Below are 20,870 nucleotides of genomic sequence, written 5' to 3'. Positions count from 1 at the left end.
CGCGTTGACAGTCCCTCTTGAGGCGATTGTTATGTGCATTTTATTTTGTAGTGCACTTTCCATAGAACTGTGATGGTAACAAGTAACCACCTGGAAATACTATATGTCGACTATGCACTGTATCCATTGTGTTTGTAACTGCAGTGACCGTAACATTTCCATCGTTTATTTCTATAAATGAAACATGATCAGCTCCAAGTACCTTGATTACTTCATGGCTATTATCATTTTCCAGTAAATAAACCTTTTTACTTTTTGGATCACTTGAAAACCTTAGAATAAAGCCATCTTTTATAACGTGAACACCAACTGGGTCAGAATACTTCTTATAAATACACTCTAAAGTACTGGTTGATGAAAAAGACGGGATGGAAATGAGTCCAAACATGACAGAAAATAATCTACTAAATTTCACGAGGCACCTAATATATAAAATAATTTTCAAAGAGTTCCACTACTATAAATATCTTAGTTTGTGGAAAAGACCACAAAGCACATAACGCCCAATTAAGTAGCCCGAAACGCGACTACCAACTTCCCGCACAACACCGTAATCACCAAACTCAACGCAAAACAAAAATGCCACGCGTTGAGGGTCTGCTTGAATTGTTTGTTATATTTTTATTCCGCCATGATTTTTTCCCATCGATGTTGGCAGTAGCCACAACGTCCTTCTAAGTACTGCTCATCAAGAGTTAGGCTCTCACCACAGTCATCACAGTGAGTGTGCTCTTGTGTGTACTCACATTTAATGCAACAGCTTTCTTCATGAATATAAGTCGTTTCATTACACTCTGGACAAGAATCATATGGACTCTCACCACCGTCCATTACTGAGCTGACATAAGCACCATATAAGCTAGCTTTCACACAACTTGCAACAACATCATCAAATGAAAAGTCATTATCACAAGAACGGCAAGTTAAGTTAATCGTTGGGTATACATCATCCTCATAAGGAGCAAAAACAAGTGATGAATGACATGAATTACAACGAAGACTAGATAGTATTTCGCTGACAACACCGTATTTCCAATCAATTTTATCCAGAGACTCTTTACACTCAGCCTCTTCTTTAGCATATACATCCGCTACATTTAGTAGTGATTGCCAACAACCTTCACCGAATAACGAAACAGGGTTTTCTTGGAGTTCATTGGCTGTAAAGTCACGAATTAGTAAGAAAGACTTACTAACTATTTCACGAATAGCGTCAGGACTTTTTGCTGTGTAGTAATGTTCAAGGTCATTCCTTAACCTATTCACTTCATCAAACCTCTTCCACTCAACATTGACTTTCAGAGATTTGAAATGCTCCTTAATCATTTGCACGTCAACAGTATTATGACCGTTGCCCTGAAATTCCAACGCACCCTGTTCATTAATTACAGGTTGAATTTTCTTTTTGATCAGTAACTCTTTGTCGTTATCTGGAGAAAGACGGCATAGCTTTTCTTTATATAAAAGAAGAATACCGGCAAAAATGTTCCTAATAGCCGAAGCATTTCTGCGGTCATCTTCCATATCGAAATCTTCGACACCAACCTGAATCGAGTCAACTGCATTGTTTAATAAACTCATAACTTTCCTCAAAAATATAACGCCCGCCTAAGGGGCTGACAACGCATACCACTAAACTCAAAAACAACAACTGCAACCACCGCGGCTCAATGGGACTGGAAACGCCACGCGTTGACAGTCCCTCTTGAGGCGTTTGTTAGCCATAATTGTCACTGACCTCATTACCAAACAAAGAAACAACAACTTCTTTTGCTATAGGATCAAGATGATAGGTATAGCTGCGTTGTGGCTGCGAGAATACTATAGTTTTAGAAAATGCTGAGAAAACTCGCTCATTATCATAGTAGTAACTGCCATCATAAGGATTATACCTTTTCGTACAGATTGAATCTTTCTTCAAAAACTCAACAAAATGCTCTACATCTTTTGGCTGCATGCCACTAAAAAATCTAGTTAAAGGATTGTATTTTAGCTGATCAAAATTAGCCCAAAGTTCTTCGTCCATCAGCGATTTTGCTAAAGAAGTTAGCGATGCCGATTCTGAATTACCTACAACCGCAGGTGTGTAAATTATGTTCGCATTTTTCAACGTGAATAATGCAGCCCCTTTTCTGACCAAGACGTAATTTTGCTTTTTGAGTTCCTGAATTATATACAATTGATGAACATCTAAATCATGGAATTGCCGGCGCATTTTTTCTTTCTTGTCCTGCTTTTCCTTTTCTTCAAGCAACACTCTTTCTTTCTCATTTTCTGCATTTTTCTTTTTCATTCGACTGTTTTCAAAAGTGCCGAACATCAAAGAAATCCCAGCATATACAAGGCGTATTGAGGTTAAGAAAAATAGACTTTGAAGCAAAGTCTTTGATAATGATTCAAGAGCAATATGTTCAAAGCTGCCTGCCCATAACAGAATTGATACCACAAAAAAAATTGCCAAGTTTAGTCGTACATTTTTGGCTTCATTCAAAACATCTAGAAATTCTTTCATATTATTAATCAATGACTAACTTTCCTATTATGGCTAACGCCCGCCTAAGGGGCTGGCAACGCATTACCACCAAACTTAAATACAACAACCGTAACCACTGCGGCTCATTGGGACTGGAAACGCCACGCGTTGACAGTCCCTTTGAGGCGTTTGTTAGCTTTATATTGCAAGCTTAACACTAATTAATACCCATATATTTGGCGCAATATTTTCAGGTATAGAAACTAACTGAGCTTTAAGCGTCTCAATATCAGATCTGTTTTTATTCGATTTTAACCTTTCAAAACCAGATAATTGAGTAAATAGCATATTTACTTTTTCAGCCGCTTCATCGTGATTCGAAACCTGTAACTCTCCAATGCATAAAGTGAGCTGAGTGTAATCGCCCCTATCTAACAAAAAGTAATCATCTTCTTGTAGATCATGTATTATTTGGACATCATGAATAATTCTTTTAATATTTTTCCTAACTTCTTCAAACTTGATAAATCGCGCTACAACCAGCCCTGCATAAATCCCAGAAATAACGGATAGAAAAATACTAAAAATAAAACTTAACATACGCTATATCTCACTCAATTAAAGCTAACGCCCGCCTAAGGGGCTGGCAACGCATAACACTAAACTTAAACACAACAGCCATAACCACTGCGGCTCACTGAAACTGGAAACGCCGAGCGTTGACAGTCCCTTTGAGGCGTTTGTTATGTGTAACTGCCCAAATGTTCCATGATGAAATTTACATCAGCATTATAAAAGTCATTCAGTGGAATTTGGGAAGCCTCAAACCAATAAAACGTTTGTTGTCGGTAAGGTTCGATCTCTTTAGGCTCAGCATCCATCGAAGCGCTGAAAACAACATGATAAATATCGCCGCCATTCTCGTTGATGGACTTATGAGTGCCAATGAGCTCTAAATTTCTCAGCCCAGTTTCCTCCCAGAGTTCACGAATAGCTGCTTGTTCTCCTGACTCACCGGCATCAATAGAACCACCCGGAAACTCAAAAATCATCCCAGTATTTTTTCTGAACCGTTTTTGTACCAAAACAAGGTTATTCTTTATTACGACAGCCATCGCTAGATGATTCATATGTGTTCTCTTTGACTGAATTACACATAACGCCCGCCTAAGGGGCTGGCAACGCATACCACTAAACTCAAACACAACAACAGTAACCACCGCGGCTCATTGGGACTGGAAACGCCACGCGTTGACAGTCCCTCTTGAGGCGTTTGTTAGGCATTTTTTATTTCCCGAAAACCACCCTCGAAACCTGCACAAATTTCGTCCAACAATGTCGTTTCAATTGGGAATACATCAACTGTCTTAGTCCAAAAAAGCTCAGGCCCAATAAGTTTCTGTTTACCTAGCTCGATATAGAAAACAAAATGTCCAGATGTATCGACAGATCTAATTGATATTAGTAGCTCACCTATTGTTTCAGAAGTGATTGATGCTTCACCAATTAGAACTGATTGGAGCTTATCCAAATTGTTTAGAAAGCATTTAAACTCATAGCCGTCGACCCAAACTTCCTGAGTTATTTTAGTACTGGATGTCTGAATTGATATCAACAAGTTACAATCATAAACGTAATTAGCCGCTCCCCTACTTAGCAGCTCGATCTCAATATACTCTGACTCACTAAACTTAATCTTCATACTTTCCTGAATGCCTAACGCCCGCTTAAGGGGCAGCCAACGCTACGATTCACTTTCCGCATAACATCGTAACCACAAAAACCAACGCATGGTAAAAATGCCGCGCGTTGGCTGTCCCTCTTGAAGCGTTTGTTATGTTTATGCTTCGTACAGACACCAAAGATAATTCCACCAATATAGAATCAAATCTACTTTATCAACTAGCGTAAGCAAAGTGGCTATAGCAAGTACTAATGTCAACCACGCAATAGTTCTTTGGGTAACTGTTTGAGATTTTTGTAGCTTCAATAGTTGTACATCTTTCTTGTAGGCCTCTTTCGTCTCTGTATAAAAGTTTATACCTAGACCGGTGACCTTAATTATCTCATTCGGACGGTCTTTATTTATCGATGCAAGCTCACCAGACTCAATCGCTGAGTCTATAACAAGCTTTATATAGTTGGAAATAACCGTTCTTGGAATGACACCTTTATACTCTTTCTTAGGATAAAGCAGGTCAATTAAATCTGATTGATTAAACAAACCACTTTTTACAAAATCTTTGCTCTCAAAGATAGCCTGGAATATTTCATATTTTGACTTAACTACATCGAGCGGTCTTAAACGGTGGAAAATCCTATTCCTTAACCAGCTTATCTTTTCCCACGCTATTGCTAAGTAGAAAATAGCAAATTTCCTATATAGGTAGTATTTTAATAATGTAAATGTTGAATATGTATTGGTAGAGTCTGACCACCTATTTTGTTCGATATGAATATAAACTTTCATATGTGCTAAATGATCATACGACAAATAGTACTTCCGCTCGCTCATGGATCCGGAATCGATACCCGATAAAACTCTAAGTCTTTTGCTACATACCTGTTTAGGTTTAAATCTGAGCTTAACTCTAGAGTACATTACTAGGTCTTTACTAACTCTTTTTCCTTCCTTGATATGCGTATTTTCCGCTATGAATAGTTCAATGTTATAACGAGGCAAGAAAACAAATTGAGGGTGTTCATTGCTAAGGTGCCTAATAAAGTACGATATCAGATAGAACCGCACCAGCGCTCTTAAATTATAGTAAATTTGAAAAACCAACTACTTCATACCCTCTTATAAACATAACGCCCGCCTAAGGGGCTGGCAACGCATACCACTAAACTCAAACACAACAACTGCAACCACCGCGGCTCATTGGGACTGGAAACGCCGCGCGTTGACAGTCCCTCTTGAGGCGTTTGTTATGCTTAAGCTTCAACACTTTACATTTGAACCAAGTCAAGAATAACCCAATGAAATCATTGACCAAAACTCGAATTTTCTTGAACTAGAACTGGCTCAAATTTTACCTATGAACTAACCAATGCAGGCTTTCATTTAGCAACTAGGCCAATGTAGAAAACCTCTCCGACAAACTCACTCACCACGCATGGGCACGACAACTCAATGAGGCAATGACACTGAAATTTACAGCGACAGACACATTGCCGTTTCATTAGGCAGCGCAAAACAATGCTCAATTGCCGACTGACTTTCGACCTGTAAATAAAGGCATCAAACTGCTCAAAGCGACTTGAGAGAGCAAAATTCACCTCGCGTGGACTCAAAAACCCAATGAGGCAATTTACAACGCCAGATACATTGCTGCTTCATTAGGCAGCGAAAAACAATATTGAATTGCCGACAAAACCTGAACGAAATCCCAAAGGAATCGACATTCACAACCTGCTGATTTTTATGGATTAAGCATAACGCCCGCCTAAGGGGCTGGCAACGCATAACACAAAACTCAAACACAACAACTGTAACCACCGCGGCTCAATGGGACTGGAAACGCCACGCGTTGGCAGTCCCTTTGAGGCGTTTGTTATGCTTAAGCTTCAACACTTTACATTTGAACCAACTCAAGAATAACCCACTGAAATCATTGACCAAACTTCGAATTTTCTTGAACTAGAACTGACTCAACTTTTACCTATGAACTGACCAATGCAGGCTTTCACTTAGCAACTCGGCCAATGTTGAAACCCTCTCCGACAAACTCACTCACCACGCATGGGCGCGACAACTCAATGAGGCAATAACACTGAAATTTACAGCGACAGACACATTGCCGTTTCATTAGGCAGCGTAAAACAGTACTCAATTGCCGACTAATTTTCAGCCTGTAAGTAAAGGCACCAAACTGCTCAAAGCGACTTGAGCCAACAAGACTAACCTCGCGCAGACTCAAAAACCCAATGAGGCAATCACTCAGAATTTACAGCGCCAGGCACATTGCCGCTTCATTAGGCAGCGAAAAACAATATTGAATTGCCGAAAAAACCTGAACGAAATGCCAAAGAAATCGATAACACAACCAACTGATTTTTATGGATTAAGCATAACGCCCGCCTAAGGGGCTGACAACGAACTACAACGAAACTCAAACACAACAACCATAGCCACCACGGCTCATTGGGACTGGAAACGCCACGCGTTGACAGTCCCTCTTGAGGCGTTTGTTAGCTTCGTAGCCTATTGTTTCAAAATGATTTTTAACCACTTCTCTTGAAGAGCATTTTACGCAAAAGCATCACGCAAACACACGCCCAACGCCAAAAGCTGTGAAGTTGGCTGCCAAGATTTAAAACGATCAAGGTTGAGTAGACCATTTTTAAGAGTCCGCGACAAAGAAAGCACACTTTCAGCGATGATGCAGCCTTTGTGAAACCAAACTGGCCGTGTTGAACATCCAACAGCATTGAGGCATCGAGGTTTGATGGTTTTCAGCGACTTTAAAACTGCGGAACTTTCAGCTATTTCTACCAAATTTGCATCAAGCAAAACTCAGAAGCCAAATTGTGCTATTTAGACGCTAAAAGCTGATTTTTCAGAACAATTTAGCTTCGATTTTGATGATTTCAGCCTTTAAGAAGCTAACGCCGCGTTAAGGGGCAGCCAACGCAGCTACCAACTTAACGCACAACACTGTAAGCACAAAAACCATCGCATAATGAAAATGCCACGCGTTGGCTGTCCTTCTTGAACGCTTTGTTATATTAATATTTCGTGATTGACTGTTTAAGCCTAGATACAAACTCATAAAGCTGAAAAATATTTTGTGAACTATAGGAGTGTAACGTATGGTGATTTTGAAAAACAAAATCGAACCCTATATCATCAATTAAGTCAAGAACAGCTATAGACTTAATTGGAAGCACTCCGTATAAGCTTATTAATTCATTTTTGCTAGACTTTATGATTGACCACTCGTGTGCCAATCTATGACCCAATGTATCACAGCATTCTGTAAAAACCACTTTACCATCTGCTCCAAATAAATATTGTTCATTAACAACTTTTGGGACATAGTATTTAAAACTTGAGTGGACTGTATATGAGTTAACAGACGAAAGTGCAGAGTCCAAGTCATTAAAATTTAGAGAGTCTGGTGAAAGAATGACTCCACTTGAATTACCAATATCACTAAGCATTCTACTAACTGCGCCATCTATCTTGCTAATTCTTTTAACTAGTACTGGCATTACTAATCTCTTAGCCCTAAAGCTTGGAAGGAACACAACTAAAAAGTAGAAGATGTAACTAATCAATATGCCGATTGATATATTGAAGATTACGGAGTTTACAGGCAACAAATCTGAGAATGCATAGATATAGAAGTCTGAGTCAATTAGGTTAATGAGTGGATCAGCAGAAGAAGCCAAAGCGACATAGGAAAAAACAACGGCAATAGTCATATGGACGAACCAACTGTCGACATAATCTAAGATTTTCAAGTCTCACATACTCCTTCATTAATATAACGCCCGCCTAAGGGGCTGACAACGCATTACCACAAAACTCAAACACAACAACTGCAACCACCGCGGCTCATTGGGACTGGAAACGCCACGCGTTGACAGTCCCTCTTGAGGCGTTTGTTAGTTTCGTAGCCTATTGTTTAACAATGACTTTTTAAACTCATTTGCTTGAAAGTCATTTTACGCAAAAGCATCACGCAAACACACGCCCAACGCCAAAAGCTGTGACGTTGGCTGCCAAAACGTTAAGAGTCCGCGACAAAGAAAGCCAGATCACAGCGATGACTCAGCCTTTTATGAAACCAAACTGATCAAGTTGAACGTCCGACAACATTGAGCATCAAAGCTTGTTGGTTATCAGCGATTTTGAAACCGCTGAACTTTCAACGCTTTCTACCAAATCAGCATCAGACTCCAGCTCAAACGCCAATTTGTACAGCTTGAACGATAAAGGCTGAATTTTCATAACCTTGTGCGTAAATTTTTGATGAATTTTCCTGAGAGAAACTAACGCCCGCTTAAGGGGCAGCCAACGCCATTACCAAGCTTCCGCATTACATCGTAATCACAAAAACCAACGCATGGTAAAAATGCCACGCGTTGGCTGTCCCTCTTGAAGCGTTTGTTATGCTTAAGCTTCAATGACTTACGTTTTGCCAGAACCAAGATTAACTCGACTTTAACTCACGAACAAAAGCCAAAAACTGAAATGACTCATAATTTTGAAAATCAGACTTTGAACTTTGGCAGCTAAAACGAAAAAACCTAAGACCAAATTTCCGATTGAGCCACCCGTCATAACCTCGTGCTTGCCCGAAAATTGAATGAGGCAATTCGCTGAATTTCCAGCGCCAAAGAATAATTGTCCGGAAAACCGCGCACACTGAAGCCAACTTGCCGAGAAACACAAAACTCACAAGCCAAGGGAACAAAGAACAATCATAAACCACTGATTATTGGTGATTAAGCATAACGCCCGCCTAAGGGGCTGGCAACGCATTACCACTAAACTGAAACACAGCAACCGTAACCACCGCGGCTCAATGGGACTGGAAACGCTACGCGTTGACAGTCCCTCTTGAGGCGTTTGTTAGCCTTTAAACTCAATTTCTGGGAAGTTGTACTCTTGATTTCGTTTCGTAGCAACCAGTGCTTTCTGAACTTGATAGTAAATAGCACACAATGATAAGTCCGAGAAACCAGCAAGTTTTTTTGATAGTTCAAAGTTATTAACTTTGTAAGGCTCATCACTCCCTAAGTCTTCTAATGACATAATTACAGCTGTTCTTATTCGTTGGATTGAGTTTGGTAATCGTTGAACCCCAGAAATTGAAGATAAACTCTTATATAAAAGAAGCCATTCAGCCTGGTATAAATCTGGAGTATTTTTGAGCATTAATTCATCAAACAACTGAAATATCGAGGAGATAGTTGGCTCAAATACGTCATCATTTCCAGTAGCCGAGCTATTCGGATCTTCTCGATCAACTAAGCTAAACAATATTTCTCTAGATTTGTTACTAAAAAATATATCCATTATATCTTTCTTGTTCATATTTAACTCCATGAAGGCTAACGCCCGCCTAAGGGGCTGGCAACGCATAACACTAAACTCAAACCCAACAGCCGTAACCACCGCGGCTCATTGGGACTGGAAACGCCGCGCGTTGACAGTCCCTCTTGAGGCGTTTGTTAGTTTCGTAGCCTATTGTTTAACAATGATTTTTTAAACACATTTGCTTGAAAGTCATTTTACGCAAAGCATCACACAAACACACGTCCAGAGCCAAAAGCTGTGAAGTTGGCTGCCAAACCTCAAAACGATCAAGGTTAAGTTGGCCACGGTTAAGAGTCCGCGACAAAGAATGCACAATTTCAGCGATGATGCAGCTATTTGGGAAACCAAACTATCCGTGTTGAACATCCGACAACATTGAGCAATCGAAGCTTGTTAGTTATCAGCGATTGTGAAACTACAGAACTTTCAACGCTTTCGACCAAATTAGCATCAAGAAACCCCAAACGCCAAATTGTGCAGCTTGAATGCTAAATGCTGAATTTTCAGAACCTTGTGCGTGAGTTTTTGATGAATTTTCCCGAGAGAAACTAACGCCCGCCTAAGGGGCTGGCAACGCATTACCACTAAACTCAAAAACAACAAATGCAACCACCGCGGCTCATTGGGACTGGAAACGCTACGCGTTGACAGTCCCTCTTGAGGCGTTTGTTATGTGTTTGAATACGTTGATACTTCAATAAGATTCCCATCAGGGTCTCTGAAATAGAATGATGTGATTGCACCTTGTGCACCTGTACGTTTTACAGGCCCCTCCATGATAGTCACACCTTGATTCTCCACATGCTTCATCGCATCAGACAGAACTGTGTCGGTAATAAAGCACAAATCTGCGCTCCCAACTCTGACATTTTGGGCTTTAGGTTCAAACTCATTACCGAGTTGATGAAGATTGATCTTCTGGTGACCAAACTCTAGAGCAATCCGACCAGCGCCAAAACTAACAGCTTTCATGCCCAACACTTTTTCATAAAAGTTCGTTGTTGTTGGAATATCTGCAACAGTCAGAACCAAATGATCAAGGTGACTAATTTTCATCAGAAACTCCATTTTCTAGGAAAACACATAACGCCCGCCTAAGGGGCTGGCAACGCATTACCACAAAACTCAAACACAACAGCCGAAACCACCGCGGCTCAATGGGACTGGAAACGCCACGCGTTGACAGTCCCTCTTGAGGCGTTTGTTATGCGATTTTTCAAAGCGTGCTCTTAAGCCTCTGATCAAGCTCCCATAAAGCTATTTTGTTTGAGTCATATTTCAAAAGTTCACTCGCTTCTTGAAAGCCACACCAACGAAAATTTGTATGCTCATTTGATAACTGAGGCTCAGCAGACACTCGAACTGAAAAAGAATATTCCGGTACTACAAACCGATGATTAGTCCAATTCTCATGATCCGCATAGTACACTTTGGGAAGCATACACATTGAGTCCAATTGCTGCCAATCGCAGCCAATTAAACTAGTTTCTTCTTGAAGTTCACGCTTTGCTGCCTCAAGAATAGATTCACTATCTTCACCACCGCCTGAAATAGCTTGCCATACACCATTATCACTTCGTTGCCCGATTAAGTATCGAGGTTGTTGTTCGAGAATTTGATACGGAAAAACTAATACTTGAAATGGTGCTCTCATTGTTCTCTTCCTCGAACCGCATAACGCCCGCCTAAGGGGCTGGCAACGCACTACCACTAAACTCAAACACAGCAACCGTAACCACAGCGGCTCAATGGGACTGGAAACGCTACGCGTTGACAGTCCCTCTTGAGGCGTTTGTTAGCTTCGTAGCCCATTGTTTACCAATGACTTTTTAAACACATTTGCTTGAAATACATTTTACGCAAAAGCATCACTCAAACACACGTCCAACGCCAAAAGCTGTGAAGTGACCTGCCAAAACTTGCAGCGTTCAAGGTTAAGTTGGCCACTTACTGCATTTCCGACAAAGAAGCACGATTTCAGCGACGATGTTGCTTTTTGTGAAACCAAGTTGACCGAATTGAACATTCAACGACTTTGAAGCATCGAGACTTGTTGGCTTTCAGCGGCTTTGAAACTGCGGAACTTCCAACACTTTCTACCAAATCAGTATCTAGCAAAATTCAAATGCCAAATTGTGCAATTTGAACACTAAAAGCTGATTTTTCAGAACAAGAAGTTTGGATTTTGATGATTTTAGCCTTTAAGAAGCTAACGCCCGCTTAAGGGGCAGCCAACGCTACTGCCAACTTACCGCATAACACCGTAATCACAAAAACCAACGCATAGTAAAAATGCCGCGCGTTGGCCGTCCCTCTTGAAGCGTTTGTTATGTAAATTACCTAAACAGTTCATCGATACAAACATTTTTTAGATCGTAGATACACATAGGATTATTTATATTTTTGACTTTTGCTTGTTCAAAGTCATGCCTATCGAATCTGAAGAACAGATTTCTTTGTTTATCTGTAGCAATTTGTACATGAAAAGACATTACATATTGAGTAATGTCTGTTTTTGAGTTCAGAAGACAATTCGCAAACTGATATCCATAATTCGCCACTTGTTCTCTTACCATTGGTGGTGTGGCGTTATGAATTCTGACATAGAAGTTGAAATGAGCAACCCCATTATTACTTGAGATAAGGTTTGCGGTAAGCTCCCCATCCATAAACGCCAATGGAGACATTGGGCTAAGCTCACTTACACCATGGTTAACTAAGTATTTTTTAAGAAGCTCTAACTCTTTTTCGTTCTTATCTTTAGATTCATCTGATATCGCCTCACCTTCACTGAACATATGTGCAGATTGGAACTCCATGTCTGTAAATGTAAAAAATTCCGGTACGAACATGGTTAGTTTGAATAGCGTATAAGCAAGAACTAATAAGCAACTATAAAACATCGCTGTTTCCGTCAACTCTAGTGTAAAGCTAGACTTAAATGACAGTATGTAAGGATACAAAACAACAAAAATAGGAGGAAATAAGTGGACAATGTTTCTTAATAACCCGCGATTGTATATATATCGAAAGTAACTGCGGAACTTACCGTATTTTGATGGCACAAACTTATGGCCCTGTATTGTATTGATGTACCCCTCTTCTTTCGCATAATCCAGAGCACTAACTAAGAAAAAGAGACAAAACAGCAAATGAATAAAAGCTATCAACTGTTTACTGTCTGCCAAATACAAAACTAAAAACGGCATGATTGTTAAATACGCCAAAGACAGTAGAACTTGCTTTCCAAAATAAAGATATAGCATCACAAACATTCGTCTAGAGAACTTAAATGACGAAAAACCACTTTGTAAAATAAAGAGCATTGCAGCAAAGCCAATACCAAGTAAAACGCCAGCTACAGAGACAAGCATCTCATAAAATGAATTAATATTGCTTGGCAAAGTAGGGGTTAATAGACTTTCCAATGACGTTTTCTCCCATTTGACTCAATTTACATAACGCCCGCCTAAGGGGCTGGCAACGCATACCACTAAACTCAAACACAACAGCCGAAACCACCGCGGCTCAATGGGACGGAAACGCCACGCGTTGACAGTCCCGCTTGAGGCGTTTGTTAGGTTTGTGCTACGAAGCTCATATAGTAATAACCACCCAATTCATCATCCACTTGCGACACAATTTCAAAACCTTGCGACAAATAAAAGTTGAGTGCTTTTTGATTTTGAACCATGCACTTAAGGCTTAAGTTGCCATATCTCATTTTTGCGCCGTTAAGCAGCATCGAGCCCACACCTTGCCCCTGATATTCGGTTGCGACATAGAGATGATGAATAAAATTGTCAGGCTCCCAAATGGAAATGAAGCCGGCAACATTCCCTAAAACCTCAGACAACCAAATTCGTTCACCTTGACTATCGCGGTCGAAGTCTTCTATCCGAAAACTATCCGCCTTGAGCCATGGGAAACTATCTCGTCTAGAGTCCAAGTAGAGCTTTCTCAACGATTCGAGATTACAGGCACTAAACTCTTTGATTTCCATGAACAACCTTAAACCTAACGCCCGCCTAAGGGGCTGGCAACGCATTACCACTAAACTAAAACACAACAACCATAACCACCGCGGCTCAATGGGACTGGAAACGCCACGCGTTGACAGTCCCTCTTGAGGCGTTTGTTATGCTTAAGCTTCAACACTTTACATTTGAACCAAACCAAGAATAACTCACTGAAATCATTGACCAAAATTCGAATTTTCTTGAACTAGAACTGGCTCAACTTTTACCTATGAACTGACCAATGCAGGCTTTCATTTAGCAACTAGGCCAATGTGGAAACCCTCTCCGACAAACTCACTCACCACGCATTGGCACGACAACTCAATGAGGCAATAACACTGAAATTTACAGCGACAGACACATTGCCGTTTCATTAGGCAGCGCAAAACAATATTCAATTGCCGACAGACTTTAAGCCTGTAAGTAAAGGCACCAAACTGCTCAAAGCGACTTGAGCCAACAATACTAACCTCACGCAGACTCAACGACACAATGAGGCAATCACTGCGATTTTTCAGCGCCAGATACATTGCCACTTCATTAGGCAGCGAAAAACAATATTGAATTGCCGACAAAACATGAACGAAATGCCAAAGGAATCGACAACCACAAACTACTGATTTTTATGGATTAAGCATAACGCCCGCCTAAGGGGCTGGCAACGCACTACCACTAAACTCAAACACAACAGCCGAAACCACTTCGGCTCAATGGGACTGGAAACGCCACGCGTTGACAGTCCCTCTTGAGGCGTTTGTTATGCTTAAGCTTCAACACTTTACATTTGAACCAACTCAAGAATAACTCACTGAAATTATTGACCAAACTTCGAATTATCTTGAATTAGAACTGGCTCAACTTTTACCTATGAACTAACCAATGCAGGCTTTCATTTAGTAACCAGGCCAATGTGGAAACCCTCTCCGACAAACTCACTCACCACGCATGGGCACAACAACTCAATGAGGCAATGACACTGAAATTTACAGCGACAGACAGATTGCCGTTTCATTAGGCAGCGAAAAACAATGCCTAATTGCTGACAAACTTTAAGCCCATAAGTAAAGGCACCAAACTGCTCAAAGCGACTTGAGCCAACAATACTAACCTCACGCAGACTCAACAACACAATGAGGCAATCACTGCGATTTTTCAGCGCCAGATACATTGCCACTTCATTAGGCAGCGAAAAACAATATTGAATTGCCGACAAAACATGAACGAAATGCCAAAGGAATCGACAACGGCAAACTACTGATTTTTATGGATTAAGCATAACGCTTTCTAGACAGCTTCTTACCTTTCCAATAGGTAGGCTACCGCTTTCTAATTAATAGACCACTGGGTGCATAATACCATAGTACCCTTCCAAATCAGTATGTTGAGCATCACACCGTTCAAAAATCTCAGCTTATAGATTGCAGATGTCTGCATAGCCTCTTGACATGAAAACAACCAACAAATACTGTATAAATAACCAGCAAATATTTAGTGAGAACAATATGAAATCCCAATTTTTGTTAAGTGTTCGCGAATTTATGCAAACTCGATACTATGCCAAAAAGACCATAGAAGCTTACCTTCATTGGATCACTCGTTACATCCATTTTCATAATAAAAAGCACCCTAGCTTAATGGGAGATAAAGAGGTCGAAGAATTTTTAACCTACTTAGCCGTGCAAGGTAAAGTGGCCACAAAGACTCAATCACTAGCCTTGAACTCACTCAGTTTTCTATACAAAGAAATTCTAAAAACACCCCTTTCTCTTGAGATCCGCTTTCAACGCTCGCAACTAGAACGAAAGTTACCGGTTGTACTGACTAGAGATGAGATTCGACGTTTACTTGAAATTGTCGATCCTAAGCATCAACTTCCCATCAAGTTACTCTACGGTTCGGGGTTAAGGTTGATGGAGTGTATGCGTTTGAGAGTTCAGGATATCGATTTTGATTATGGTGCAATCAGAATCTGGCAAGGTAAAGGTGGGAAAAATCGGACAGTCACGTTAGCGAAAGAACTCTATCCCCATCTCAAAGAGCAAATTGCGCTGGCAAAACGCTATTACGACAGAGATCTGCATCAGAAAAATTACGGGGGGGTTTGGTTGCCTAACGCCCTAAAAGAAAAATACCCAAATGCACCTTATGAGCTTCGTTGGCACTATCTTTTTCCGTCTTTTCAGTTATCTCTAGATCCGGAATCTGATGTAATGCGCCGCCATCATATGAATGAAACGGTACTACAAAAAGCGGTGAGAAGATCAGCTAAAGAAGCAGGAATTGAAAAGACCGTTACTTGCCACACTCTCAGACATTCATTTGCAACACATTTACTTGAAGTAGGGGCGGACATTCGAACCGTGCAAGAGCAACTAGGACATACCGATGTAAAAACGACACAGATTTACACTCATGTTCTTGATAGAGGTGCAAGCGGTGTTTTAAGCCCATTATCCCGTCTTTAGCATGGGTTCTTTGCGAAATCATGAAATGTCAGATAGAAAAAAGGGAGCATGAATGCTCCCCTTTCTTAGTAGCACGCTATTACAGAGCGCCTTTCGCCTTTTCAACCAGAACAGCGAATGCTGCTTTGTCGAATACTGCGATATCAGCAAGGATCTTACGATCGATCTCGATAGATGCTTTCTTCAGACCGTTGATGAAACGGCTGTAAGATAGGCCATTTTGACGAGCCGCTGCATTGATACGAGCAATCCACAGTTGACGGAATTGACGTTTCTTAGTACGACGGTCACGGTAAGCGTATTGACCAGCTTTAATAACTGCTTGGAACGCTACACGATAAACACGTGAACGTGCACCGTAGTAACCTTTAGCTTGTTTTAAAACTTTCTTATGACGTGCACGAGCTTGTACACCACGTTTTACGCGAGGCATTATGTCTCTCCTAAACTAAACGAATATTAAACTAAAAAGAATTAAGCGTATGGAAGCATACGTGCTACAGCAGCCAGTTCGCACTTAGGCAGAATGGCGTTTGGACGCAGCTGACGCTTGTTCTTAGTAGTACGCTTAGTCAGAATGTGACGTTTAGTAGCGTGCTTGAATTTAATACCACCAGCAGTTTTTTTGAAACGCTTAGCAGCACCTTTGTTGTTTTTCATCTTAGGCATGATGAATAACTCCGCATTGTAGTAGTTAAATAACAGTGTAATTAGGGCGAATAAAACCCAGCCGCCTTTCAACGGCTAGGTTCATTACTTGTAATGCCGTTAATTACTTCTTTTTAGGGGCTAACACCATGATCATCTGGCGTGCTTCAATTTTGGTCGGGAAAGACTCAACCACTGCGAATTCGTCAGTGTCTTCTTTCAGTCGATTCAAAACGTCTACACCGATGTCTTGGTGAGCCATCTCTCGGCCACGGAAGCGAATCGTTACTTTCACTTTGTTGCCTTCTTCAAGGAAACGGATCAGGTTGCGTAGTTTTACCTGATAGTCTCCGATATCAGTCCCAGGACGGAATTTGAGTTCCTTAATCTGGATCTGCTTTTGCTTCTTCTTCTGCTCTTTTGTAGCCTTGCTCTTCTCAAAGAGGAACTTGCCGTAGTCCATCACACGACAGACCGGGGGCTCGGCGTTAGGGCTGATCTCAACGAGATCCAAACCAGATTCTTCTGCTGTAGCCAGTGCTTCTTGGATCGAAACGATACCTACAGACTCACCGTCTGCGCCAGTTAAACGAACTTCACGAACGCCACGAATTTCACCGTTTAAACGGTGCTGGTTTTGCTTGACCGGAACTTGGCCACGTCTTCCGCCTTTAATAGTTTATTCCTCCAGATTAAGCTTACGGCTTGCAATCTCAGCTTGGATATGTGCAATAAAATCATCCAATTTAAATTTACCAAGATCTTTACCTTTACGTGTACGTACTGCGATTTCGCCAGCTTCCATCTCTTGGTCGCCACAAACCAACATGTACGGAACACGCTTCAAAGTGTGTTCGCGGATTTTAAAGCCTATTTTCTCATTTCTCAAGTCTGCTTTTGCTCGAATGCCACATTTTTGTAGCTTTTGAGCGACTTCATGAGCATAGTCGGCTTGTTTATCCGTGATATTTACAACAACAGCCTGCTCTGGCGCCAACCAAGTTGGGAAGAATCCTGCGTATTCTTCAATCAGAATACCGATAAAGCGTTCAAGTGAACCCAAAATCGCACGGTGGATCATCACCGGAATTAAGCGTTCATTGCTTTCACCAACGTAAGTGGCACCTAAACGTGTAGGCAAGTTGAAATCGAGCTGCACTGTACCACATTGCCACGCACGACCTAAACAGTCGTAGAGTGTAAACTCAATTTTCGGACCATAGAACGCACCTTCGCCTTCCTGAATTTCAAATGGAATGTCCATTGCCTTCAGAGAATCGATCAGCGCTTGTTCTGATTTGTCCCAAATTTCATCGCTACCCACGCGCTTTTCAGGGCGAGTAGACAACTTCACCACGATATTTTGGAAGCCAAAAGTCGTGTAAGTGTCATACACCATCTTGATGCACGAAGTCACTTCTTGTTGAATTTGATCTTCAGTACAGAAGATATGCGCGTCATCTTGAGTAAAGCCACGAACACGCATGATACCGTGTAGTGAACCTGATGGCTCGTTACGATGACAGGAACCAAACTCAGCCATGCGCAATGGCAGATCACGGTAAGATTTCAAACCTTGGTTGAAAATCTGGATGTGACCCGGACAGTTCATCGGCTTGATCGCGTATTCACGGTTTTCTGATGAAGTGGTGAACATCGCATCAGCGTATTTATCCCAGTGACCTGAACGTTCCCAAAGTACGCGATCCATCATCAATGGACCTTTTACTTCTTGGTAACCGTATTCGTTCAATTTTTGACGAATAAAGATTTCCAGATCACGGAAGATTGACCACCCATTGTGGTGCCAGAACACCATACCCGGCGCTTCTTGCTGCATATGGAACAGATCAAGTTGCTTACCGATTTTACGATGGTCACGTTTTGCGGCTTCTTCAAGGCGAGTTAAATGCGCTTGCAGAGCTTTCTTATCATGGAACGCGGTACCGTAGATACGCTGCAGCATTTTGTTATCGCTGTTACCACGCCAGTATGCACCTGCAATGTTCAGCAATTTAAAGTTTTGACAAAAGCCCATGTGGGGTACGTGTGGACCACGGCACATGTCAATGTATTCTTCGTGATGGTAAAGACCTGGGCGATCATCACGCGCCACGTTTTCATCAAGAATTTCCATTTTGTAGCTTTCGCCACGCGATTCAAAGGTATCGCGCGCTTCCTGCCAGCTCACTTTCTTTTTGACAACCGCGTATTTGGTTTTCGCTAACTCAACCATGCGAGCTTCGATTTTCTCAAGATCTTCTTGAGAGAGAGACTGCTCGAGATCGATGTCGTAGTAAAAACCGCTGTCGATGGTTGGACCAATCGCCATTTTCGCATTTGGGTAAAGCTGCTTCAGTGCATGGCCAAGCAAGTGCGCACATGAGTGACGCACGATTTCTAAACCATCGACTTCATCTTTCGTGGTGATGATTTCTAGGCTGGCATCGTGTTCAATCAGATCGCAAGCATCAACGCGTACACCATTCACACGACCGGCAATGGTCGCTTTCGCAAGACCTGGGCCGATAGATTGGGCAACTTCGAGAGTAGATACTGGGTTGTCAAAATGACGCTGACTACCGTCAGGAAGAGTAATAATAGGCATGTATTATCCTTACAGTGGTGTTGCACACCAAGCAACACTTGTGTGAAAAAATTACGCTTAAATTCATTTTGTTATGAATTGCAGCGTAACGAGTTCAAAAAATTCGGTACAAATTTTGGTACAAATACGGATGCACCAGCTTAAGTACGTCGCAGCATCATAAAGCAATATGCTGAAATGACAACCGCTTTCTCGGTTAGGTCAGGCGGTAAACCTCTGTTGCCAAAAATACAAAGGAAGGTTTCCCTTCCTTTGTTAATAAGCGCTATTTATAAGAACAACACTGATTAGATTATGCTCCGCGATAATAACGCTGAGGTACAAAAGGCATTTTTTCAACGGTCATTGGCAGCATCTTCCCGCGCACTTCGGCAAACACTTCACTGCCTAAAGCGGCGTGTTCAGTGCTGACATAAGCCATTGAAACAGGTTTGTCGGCCGTTGGGCCTGCAGTTCCACTGGTCACGATACCAATTTTGTTGCCCTGCGCATCAAACAGTTCAGTGCCTTCGCGTACTGGCGCTTTGGTTTGTCCGACCAAACCGACGCGTTTACGGCTAACTTGTTTGGTTTCAATCTGGCTGAGAATGATCTCTGCACCGGGAAAGCCGCCCTCACGTGCGCCACCTTTGCGACGAACTGGCTGAATAGCCCACAGCAAGCTTGCTTCGACTGGCGTTGTGGTTGGGTCGAGATCGTGTCCATAGAGACACAAACCACACTCCAAACGCAGTGAGTCGCGCGCGCCAAGGCCAATCCACTCCACTTCTTCAAACTCCGTCAGTTTACGAGCCAGTGCCGCCGCTTTATCAGCAGGCACTGAGATTTCGTAGCCATCTTCACCGGTGTAGCCACTGCGACTGACAATACATTCTGCACCATCGATCTCAAGGAGTTGAACATCCATAAACAGCATCTTGGCAACGGCAGGTTGCAGACGTGCGAGCACTTGCGCGGCTTTCGGACCTTGCAGCGCGAGCAGAGCGCGATCTTCAATCACTTCTATCTCAACATCCGCAGGCAGATGCGCTTTTAGATGCGCAATGTCTTGCGCTTTACACGCCGCGTTCACCACCACAAACAGATGATCCCCCATATTGGCCACCATCAAATCATCCATAATGCCACCTTGGGCATTGGTGAAAAACGCATAACGCTGTTTGCCAACAGGGAGATCAATAATATCAACCGGAACCAAGACTTCTAAGGCGGCAGCCGCTTGAGCACCGTACAAACGCAGTTGCCCCATGTGGGAAACATCAAACAGACCGGCTGCTTCACGGGTGTGTATATGCTCTTTTTTCACCCCAAGGGCGTATTGAACTGGCATATCGTAGCCCGCAAAAGGCACCATCTTTGCGCCAACTTCAATGTGTAGCGCATGTAGCGGTGTCGTCAGTAAGGTTTCGTGTTGCTGAGTCATTCTTGTTCTCCATATAAGCCAAAGCTGCGCTTTTGGCGCAATCTACCGTGGCAAGATTCCTTTAGTGAGGAAACTATGTTTCCGATAATAAACAAGCCGAGCCCGTTTTAGAGGATTCACCAAATTAAAACAGTGCTCACCATCACAGTTAACAACATTGTTAAGGAATGGTTATCAAAAACCACC

General features: G+C 41.9%; 26 protein-coding genes and 2 pseudogenes. 1 reads left to right on the top strand and 27 read right to left on the bottom strand.

What is annotated here, in order from left to right; all coding sequences use genetic code 11:
• Window positions 1-40: 40 nt before the first annotated feature.
• The 22 genes and pseudogenes from R4537_RS01545 to R4537_RS01440 form a co-directional block, all read right to left on the bottom strand.
• On the bottom strand, window positions 41-415 hold the full coding sequence (locus R4537_RS01545; RefSeq protein WP_080483414.1) for a hypothetical protein: 375 nt from the start codon (window positions 413-415) through the stop codon (window positions 41-43).
• Window positions 416-621: 206 nt separating this feature from the next.
• Window positions 622-1,581: a hypothetical protein gene (locus tag R4537_RS01540; RefSeq protein WP_071178879.1), complete on the bottom strand. Its 960-nt coding sequence runs from the start codon at window positions 1,579-1,581 to the stop codon at window positions 622-624.
• 136 nt (window positions 1,582-1,717) lie between these two features.
• The gene (locus R4537_RS01535) at window positions 1,718-2,512 is read right to left on the bottom strand and encodes a hypothetical protein (RefSeq protein WP_071178878.1); all 795 of its coding nucleotides are present in this window, start codon (window positions 2,510-2,512) and stop codon (window positions 1,718-1,720) included.
• Window positions 2,513-2,671: 159 nt separating this feature from the next.
• Window positions 2,672-3,073, bottom strand: a complete 402-nt coding sequence (locus tag R4537_RS01530) for a hypothetical protein (protein WP_071178877.1) — start codon at window positions 3,071-3,073, stop codon at window positions 2,672-2,674.
• Between the two features lie 143 nt (window positions 3,074-3,216).
• The gene (locus tag R4537_RS01525; protein WP_071178876.1) at window positions 3,217-3,603 is read right to left on the bottom strand and encodes an NUDIX hydrolase; all 387 of its coding nucleotides are present in this window, start codon (window positions 3,601-3,603) and stop codon (window positions 3,217-3,219) included.
• 146 nt (window positions 3,604-3,749) lie between these two features.
• Window positions 3,750-4,175 (bottom strand): PH domain-containing protein, encoded by a 426-nt coding sequence (locus tag R4537_RS01520; RefSeq protein ID WP_071178875.1) that lies wholly within the window; start codon window positions 4,173-4,175, stop codon window positions 3,750-3,752.
• A gap of 138 nt (window positions 4,176-4,313) precedes the next feature.
• A complete protein-coding gene (locus R4537_RS01515; protein ID WP_340100774.1) occupies window positions 4,314-5,075 on the bottom strand; it encodes a hypothetical protein in 762 nt (253 codons plus the stop codon).
• 458 nt (window positions 5,076-5,533) lie between these two features.
• Window positions 5,534-5,767, bottom strand: coding sequence for a DUF3709 domain-containing protein (locus R4537_RS01510; RefSeq protein WP_080483235.1), 234 nt, complete (start codon window positions 5,765-5,767; stop codon window positions 5,534-5,536).
• Complete coding sequence (locus tag R4537_RS01505) at window positions 5,724-5,831, bottom strand: DUF3709 domain-containing protein (RefSeq protein ID WP_338953083.1); 108 nt, start codon at window positions 5,829-5,831, stop codon at window positions 5,724-5,726. The genes R4537_RS01510 and R4537_RS01505 overlap by 44 nt, the downstream gene beginning before the upstream one ends.
• Window positions 5,832-6,159: 328 nt before the next feature.
• Complete coding sequence (locus R4537_RS01500) at window positions 6,160-6,393, bottom strand: DUF3709 domain-containing protein (protein WP_113611007.1); 234 nt, start codon at window positions 6,391-6,393, stop codon at window positions 6,160-6,162.
• Window positions 6,394-6,722: 329 nt separating this feature from the next.
• Window positions 6,723-6,904: pseudogene (locus tag R4537_RS01495) on the bottom strand (DUF645 family protein).
• A 297-nt stretch (window positions 6,905-7,201) separates the two neighbouring features.
• A complete protein-coding gene (locus R4537_RS01490) occupies window positions 7,202-7,687 on the bottom strand; it encodes a hypothetical protein (RefSeq protein WP_170887265.1) in 486 nt (161 codons plus the stop codon).
• 456 nt (window positions 7,688-8,143) lie between these two features.
• A pseudogene (locus R4537_RS01485) lies at window positions 8,144-8,297 on the bottom strand (DUF645 family protein).
• A 756-nt stretch (window positions 8,298-9,053) separates the two neighbouring features.
• Window positions 9,054-9,518: a hypothetical protein gene (locus tag R4537_RS01480; RefSeq protein ID WP_080483469.1), complete on the bottom strand. Its 465-nt coding sequence runs from the start codon at window positions 9,516-9,518 to the stop codon at window positions 9,054-9,056.
• A 157-nt stretch (window positions 9,519-9,675) separates the two neighbouring features.
• Window positions 9,676-9,849, bottom strand: a complete 174-nt coding sequence (locus R4537_RS01475; RefSeq protein WP_235859120.1) for a DUF645 family protein — start codon at window positions 9,847-9,849, stop codon at window positions 9,676-9,678.
• Between the two features lie 341 nt (window positions 9,850-10,190).
• The gene (locus R4537_RS01470) at window positions 10,191-10,577 is read right to left on the bottom strand and encodes a VOC family protein (protein WP_000703163.1); all 387 of its coding nucleotides are present in this window, start codon (window positions 10,575-10,577) and stop codon (window positions 10,191-10,193) included.
• A 160-nt stretch (window positions 10,578-10,737) separates the two neighbouring features.
• Entirely contained in the window at window positions 10,738-11,175 is a 438-nt protein-coding gene (locus R4537_RS01465; RefSeq protein WP_001202554.1) for an NUDIX hydrolase, read from the bottom strand.
• A gap of 201 nt (window positions 11,176-11,376) precedes the next feature.
• Window positions 11,377-11,547 (bottom strand): DUF645 family protein, encoded by a 171-nt coding sequence (locus R4537_RS01460; RefSeq protein ID WP_080483482.1) that lies wholly within the window; start codon window positions 11,545-11,547, stop codon window positions 11,377-11,379.
• 310 nt (window positions 11,548-11,857) lie between these two features.
• On the bottom strand, window positions 11,858-12,949 hold the full coding sequence (locus R4537_RS01455; RefSeq protein ID WP_139284696.1) for a hypothetical protein: 1,092 nt from the start codon (window positions 12,947-12,949) through the stop codon (window positions 11,858-11,860).
• Window positions 12,950-13,098: 149 nt separating this feature from the next.
• Window positions 13,099-13,524 (bottom strand): GNAT family N-acetyltransferase, encoded by a 426-nt coding sequence (locus R4537_RS01450; RefSeq protein WP_338952960.1) that lies wholly within the window; start codon window positions 13,522-13,524, stop codon window positions 13,099-13,101.
• A gap of 267 nt (window positions 13,525-13,791) precedes the next feature.
• Window positions 13,792-14,070 (bottom strand): DUF3709 domain-containing protein, encoded by a 279-nt coding sequence (locus R4537_RS01445; RefSeq protein WP_338952959.1) that lies wholly within the window; start codon window positions 14,068-14,070, stop codon window positions 13,792-13,794.
• Between the two features lie 359 nt (window positions 14,071-14,429).
• Complete coding sequence (locus tag R4537_RS01440; protein ID WP_071178225.1) at window positions 14,430-14,708, bottom strand: DUF3709 domain-containing protein; 279 nt, start codon at window positions 14,706-14,708, stop codon at window positions 14,430-14,432.
• Between the two features lie 334 nt (window positions 14,709-15,042).
• On the opposite strand from R4537_RS01440, the gene intIA reads away from it, so the two are divergent.
• Complete coding sequence (intIA, locus tag R4537_RS01435) at window positions 15,043-16,005, top strand: integron integrase IntIA (RefSeq protein ID WP_071178669.1); 963 nt, start codon at window positions 15,043-15,045, stop codon at window positions 16,003-16,005.
• Between the two features lie 79 nt (window positions 16,006-16,084).
• On the opposite strand, the gene rplT is transcribed toward intIA, so the two are convergent.
• From rplT to gcvT, 5 genes are all read right to left on the bottom strand, one after another.
• Window positions 16,085-16,438: a 50S ribosomal protein L20 gene (gene rplT, locus R4537_RS01430; RefSeq protein ID WP_001138368.1), complete on the bottom strand. Its 354-nt coding sequence runs from the start codon at window positions 16,436-16,438 to the stop codon at window positions 16,085-16,087.
• A gap of 41 nt (window positions 16,439-16,479) precedes the next feature.
• Complete coding sequence (rpmI, locus tag R4537_RS01425) at window positions 16,480-16,674, bottom strand: 50S ribosomal protein L35 (protein WP_001925732.1); 195 nt, start codon at window positions 16,672-16,674, stop codon at window positions 16,480-16,482.
• Between the two features lie 103 nt (window positions 16,675-16,777).
• Window positions 16,778-17,329 (bottom strand): translation initiation factor IF-3, encoded by a 552-nt coding sequence (infC, locus tag R4537_RS01420; RefSeq protein WP_080388492.1) that lies wholly within the window; start codon window positions 17,327-17,329, stop codon window positions 16,778-16,780.
• 3 nt (window positions 17,330-17,332) lie between these two features.
• Complete coding sequence (thrS, locus tag R4537_RS01415; protein WP_071178668.1) at window positions 17,333-19,261, bottom strand: threonine--tRNA ligase; 1,929 nt, start codon at window positions 19,259-19,261, stop codon at window positions 17,333-17,335.
• Window positions 19,262-19,553: 292 nt separating this feature from the next.
• On the bottom strand, window positions 19,554-20,684 hold the full coding sequence (gene gcvT / locus R4537_RS01410; protein ID WP_071178667.1) for a glycine cleavage system aminomethyltransferase GcvT: 1,131 nt from the start codon (window positions 20,682-20,684) through the stop codon (window positions 19,554-19,556).
• Window positions 20,685-20,870: the final 186 nt, after the last annotated feature.

It is taken from the genome of Vibrio paracholerae, assembly GCF_037672085.1.
GTDB classification, from domain to species: Bacteria; Pseudomonadota; Gammaproteobacteria; order Enterobacterales; family Vibrionaceae; genus Vibrio; species Vibrio cholerae.
This window is presented reverse-complemented; position numbering and strand designations above follow the sequence as displayed.

Excerpts from the sequence above, each read along its gene's own strand:
- R4537_RS01540 (WP_071178879.1), bottom strand. The coding sequence starts at position 1,581 with ATGAGTTTATTAAACAATGCAGTTGACTCGATTCAGGTTGGTGTCGAA.
- R4537_RS01535 (WP_071178878.1), bottom strand. The coding sequence starts at position 2,512 with ATGAAAGAATTTCTAGATGTTTTGAATGAAGCCAAAAATGTACGACTA.
- R4537_RS01530 (WP_071178877.1), bottom strand. The coding sequence starts at position 3,073 with ATGTTAAGTTTTATTTTTAGTATTTTTCTATCCGTTATTTCTGGGATT.
- R4537_RS01525 (WP_071178876.1), bottom strand. The coding sequence starts at position 3,603 with ATGAATCATCTAGCGATGGCTGTCGTAATAAAGAATAACCTTGTTTTG.
- R4537_RS01520 (WP_071178875.1), bottom strand. The coding sequence starts at position 4,175 with ATGAAGATTAAGTTTAGTGAGTCAGAGTATATTGAGATCGAGCTGCTA.
- R4537_RS01515 (WP_340100774.1), bottom strand. The coding sequence starts at position 5,075 with ATGTACTCTAGAGTTAAGCTCAGATTTAAACCTAAACAGGTATGTAGC.
- R4537_RS01490 (WP_170887265.1), bottom strand. The coding sequence starts at position 7,687 with ATGCCAGTACTAGTTAAAAGAATTAGCAAGATAGATGGCGCAGTTAGT.
- R4537_RS01480 (WP_080483469.1), bottom strand. The coding sequence starts at position 9,518 with ATGAACAAGAAAGATATAATGGATATATTTTTTAGTAACAAATCTAGA.
- R4537_RS01470 (WP_000703163.1), bottom strand. The coding sequence starts at position 10,577 with ATGAAAATTAGTCACCTTGATCATTTGGTTCTGACTGTTGCAGATATT.
- R4537_RS01465 (WP_001202554.1), bottom strand. The coding sequence starts at position 11,175 with ATGAGAGCACCATTTCAAGTATTAGTTTTTCCGTATCAAATTCTCGAA.
- R4537_RS01460 (WP_080483482.1), bottom strand. The coding sequence starts at position 11,547 with ATGTTCAATTCGGTCAACTTGGTTTCACAAAAAGCAACATCGTCGCTG.
- R4537_RS01450 (WP_338952960.1), bottom strand. The coding sequence starts at position 13,524 with ATGGAAATCAAAGAGTTTAGTGCCTGTAATCTCGAATCGTTGAGAAAG.
- R4537_RS01445 (WP_338952959.1), bottom strand. The coding sequence starts at position 14,070 with ATGTATCTGGCGCTGAAAAATCGCAGTGATTGCCTCATTGTGTCGTTG.
- R4537_RS01440 (WP_071178225.1), bottom strand. The coding sequence starts at position 14,708 with ATGTATCTGGCGCTGAAAAATCGCAGTGATTGCCTCATTGTGTTGTTG.
- intIA (WP_071178669.1), top strand. The coding sequence starts at position 15,043 with ATGAAATCCCAATTTTTGTTAAGTGTTCGCGAATTTATGCAAACTCGA.
- rplT (WP_001138368.1), bottom strand. The coding sequence starts at position 16,438 with ATGCCTCGCGTAAAACGTGGTGTACAAGCTCGTGCACGTCATAAGAAA.
- rpmI (WP_001925732.1), bottom strand. The coding sequence starts at position 16,674 with ATGCCTAAGATGAAAAACAACAAAGGTGCTGCTAAGCGTTTCAAAAAA.
- thrS (WP_071178668.1), bottom strand. The coding sequence starts at position 19,261 with ATGCCTATTATTACTCTTCCTGACGGTAGTCAGCGTCATTTTGACAAC.
- gcvT (WP_071178667.1), bottom strand. The coding sequence starts at position 20,684 with ATGACTCAGCAACACGAAACCTTACTGACGACACCGCTACATGCGCTA.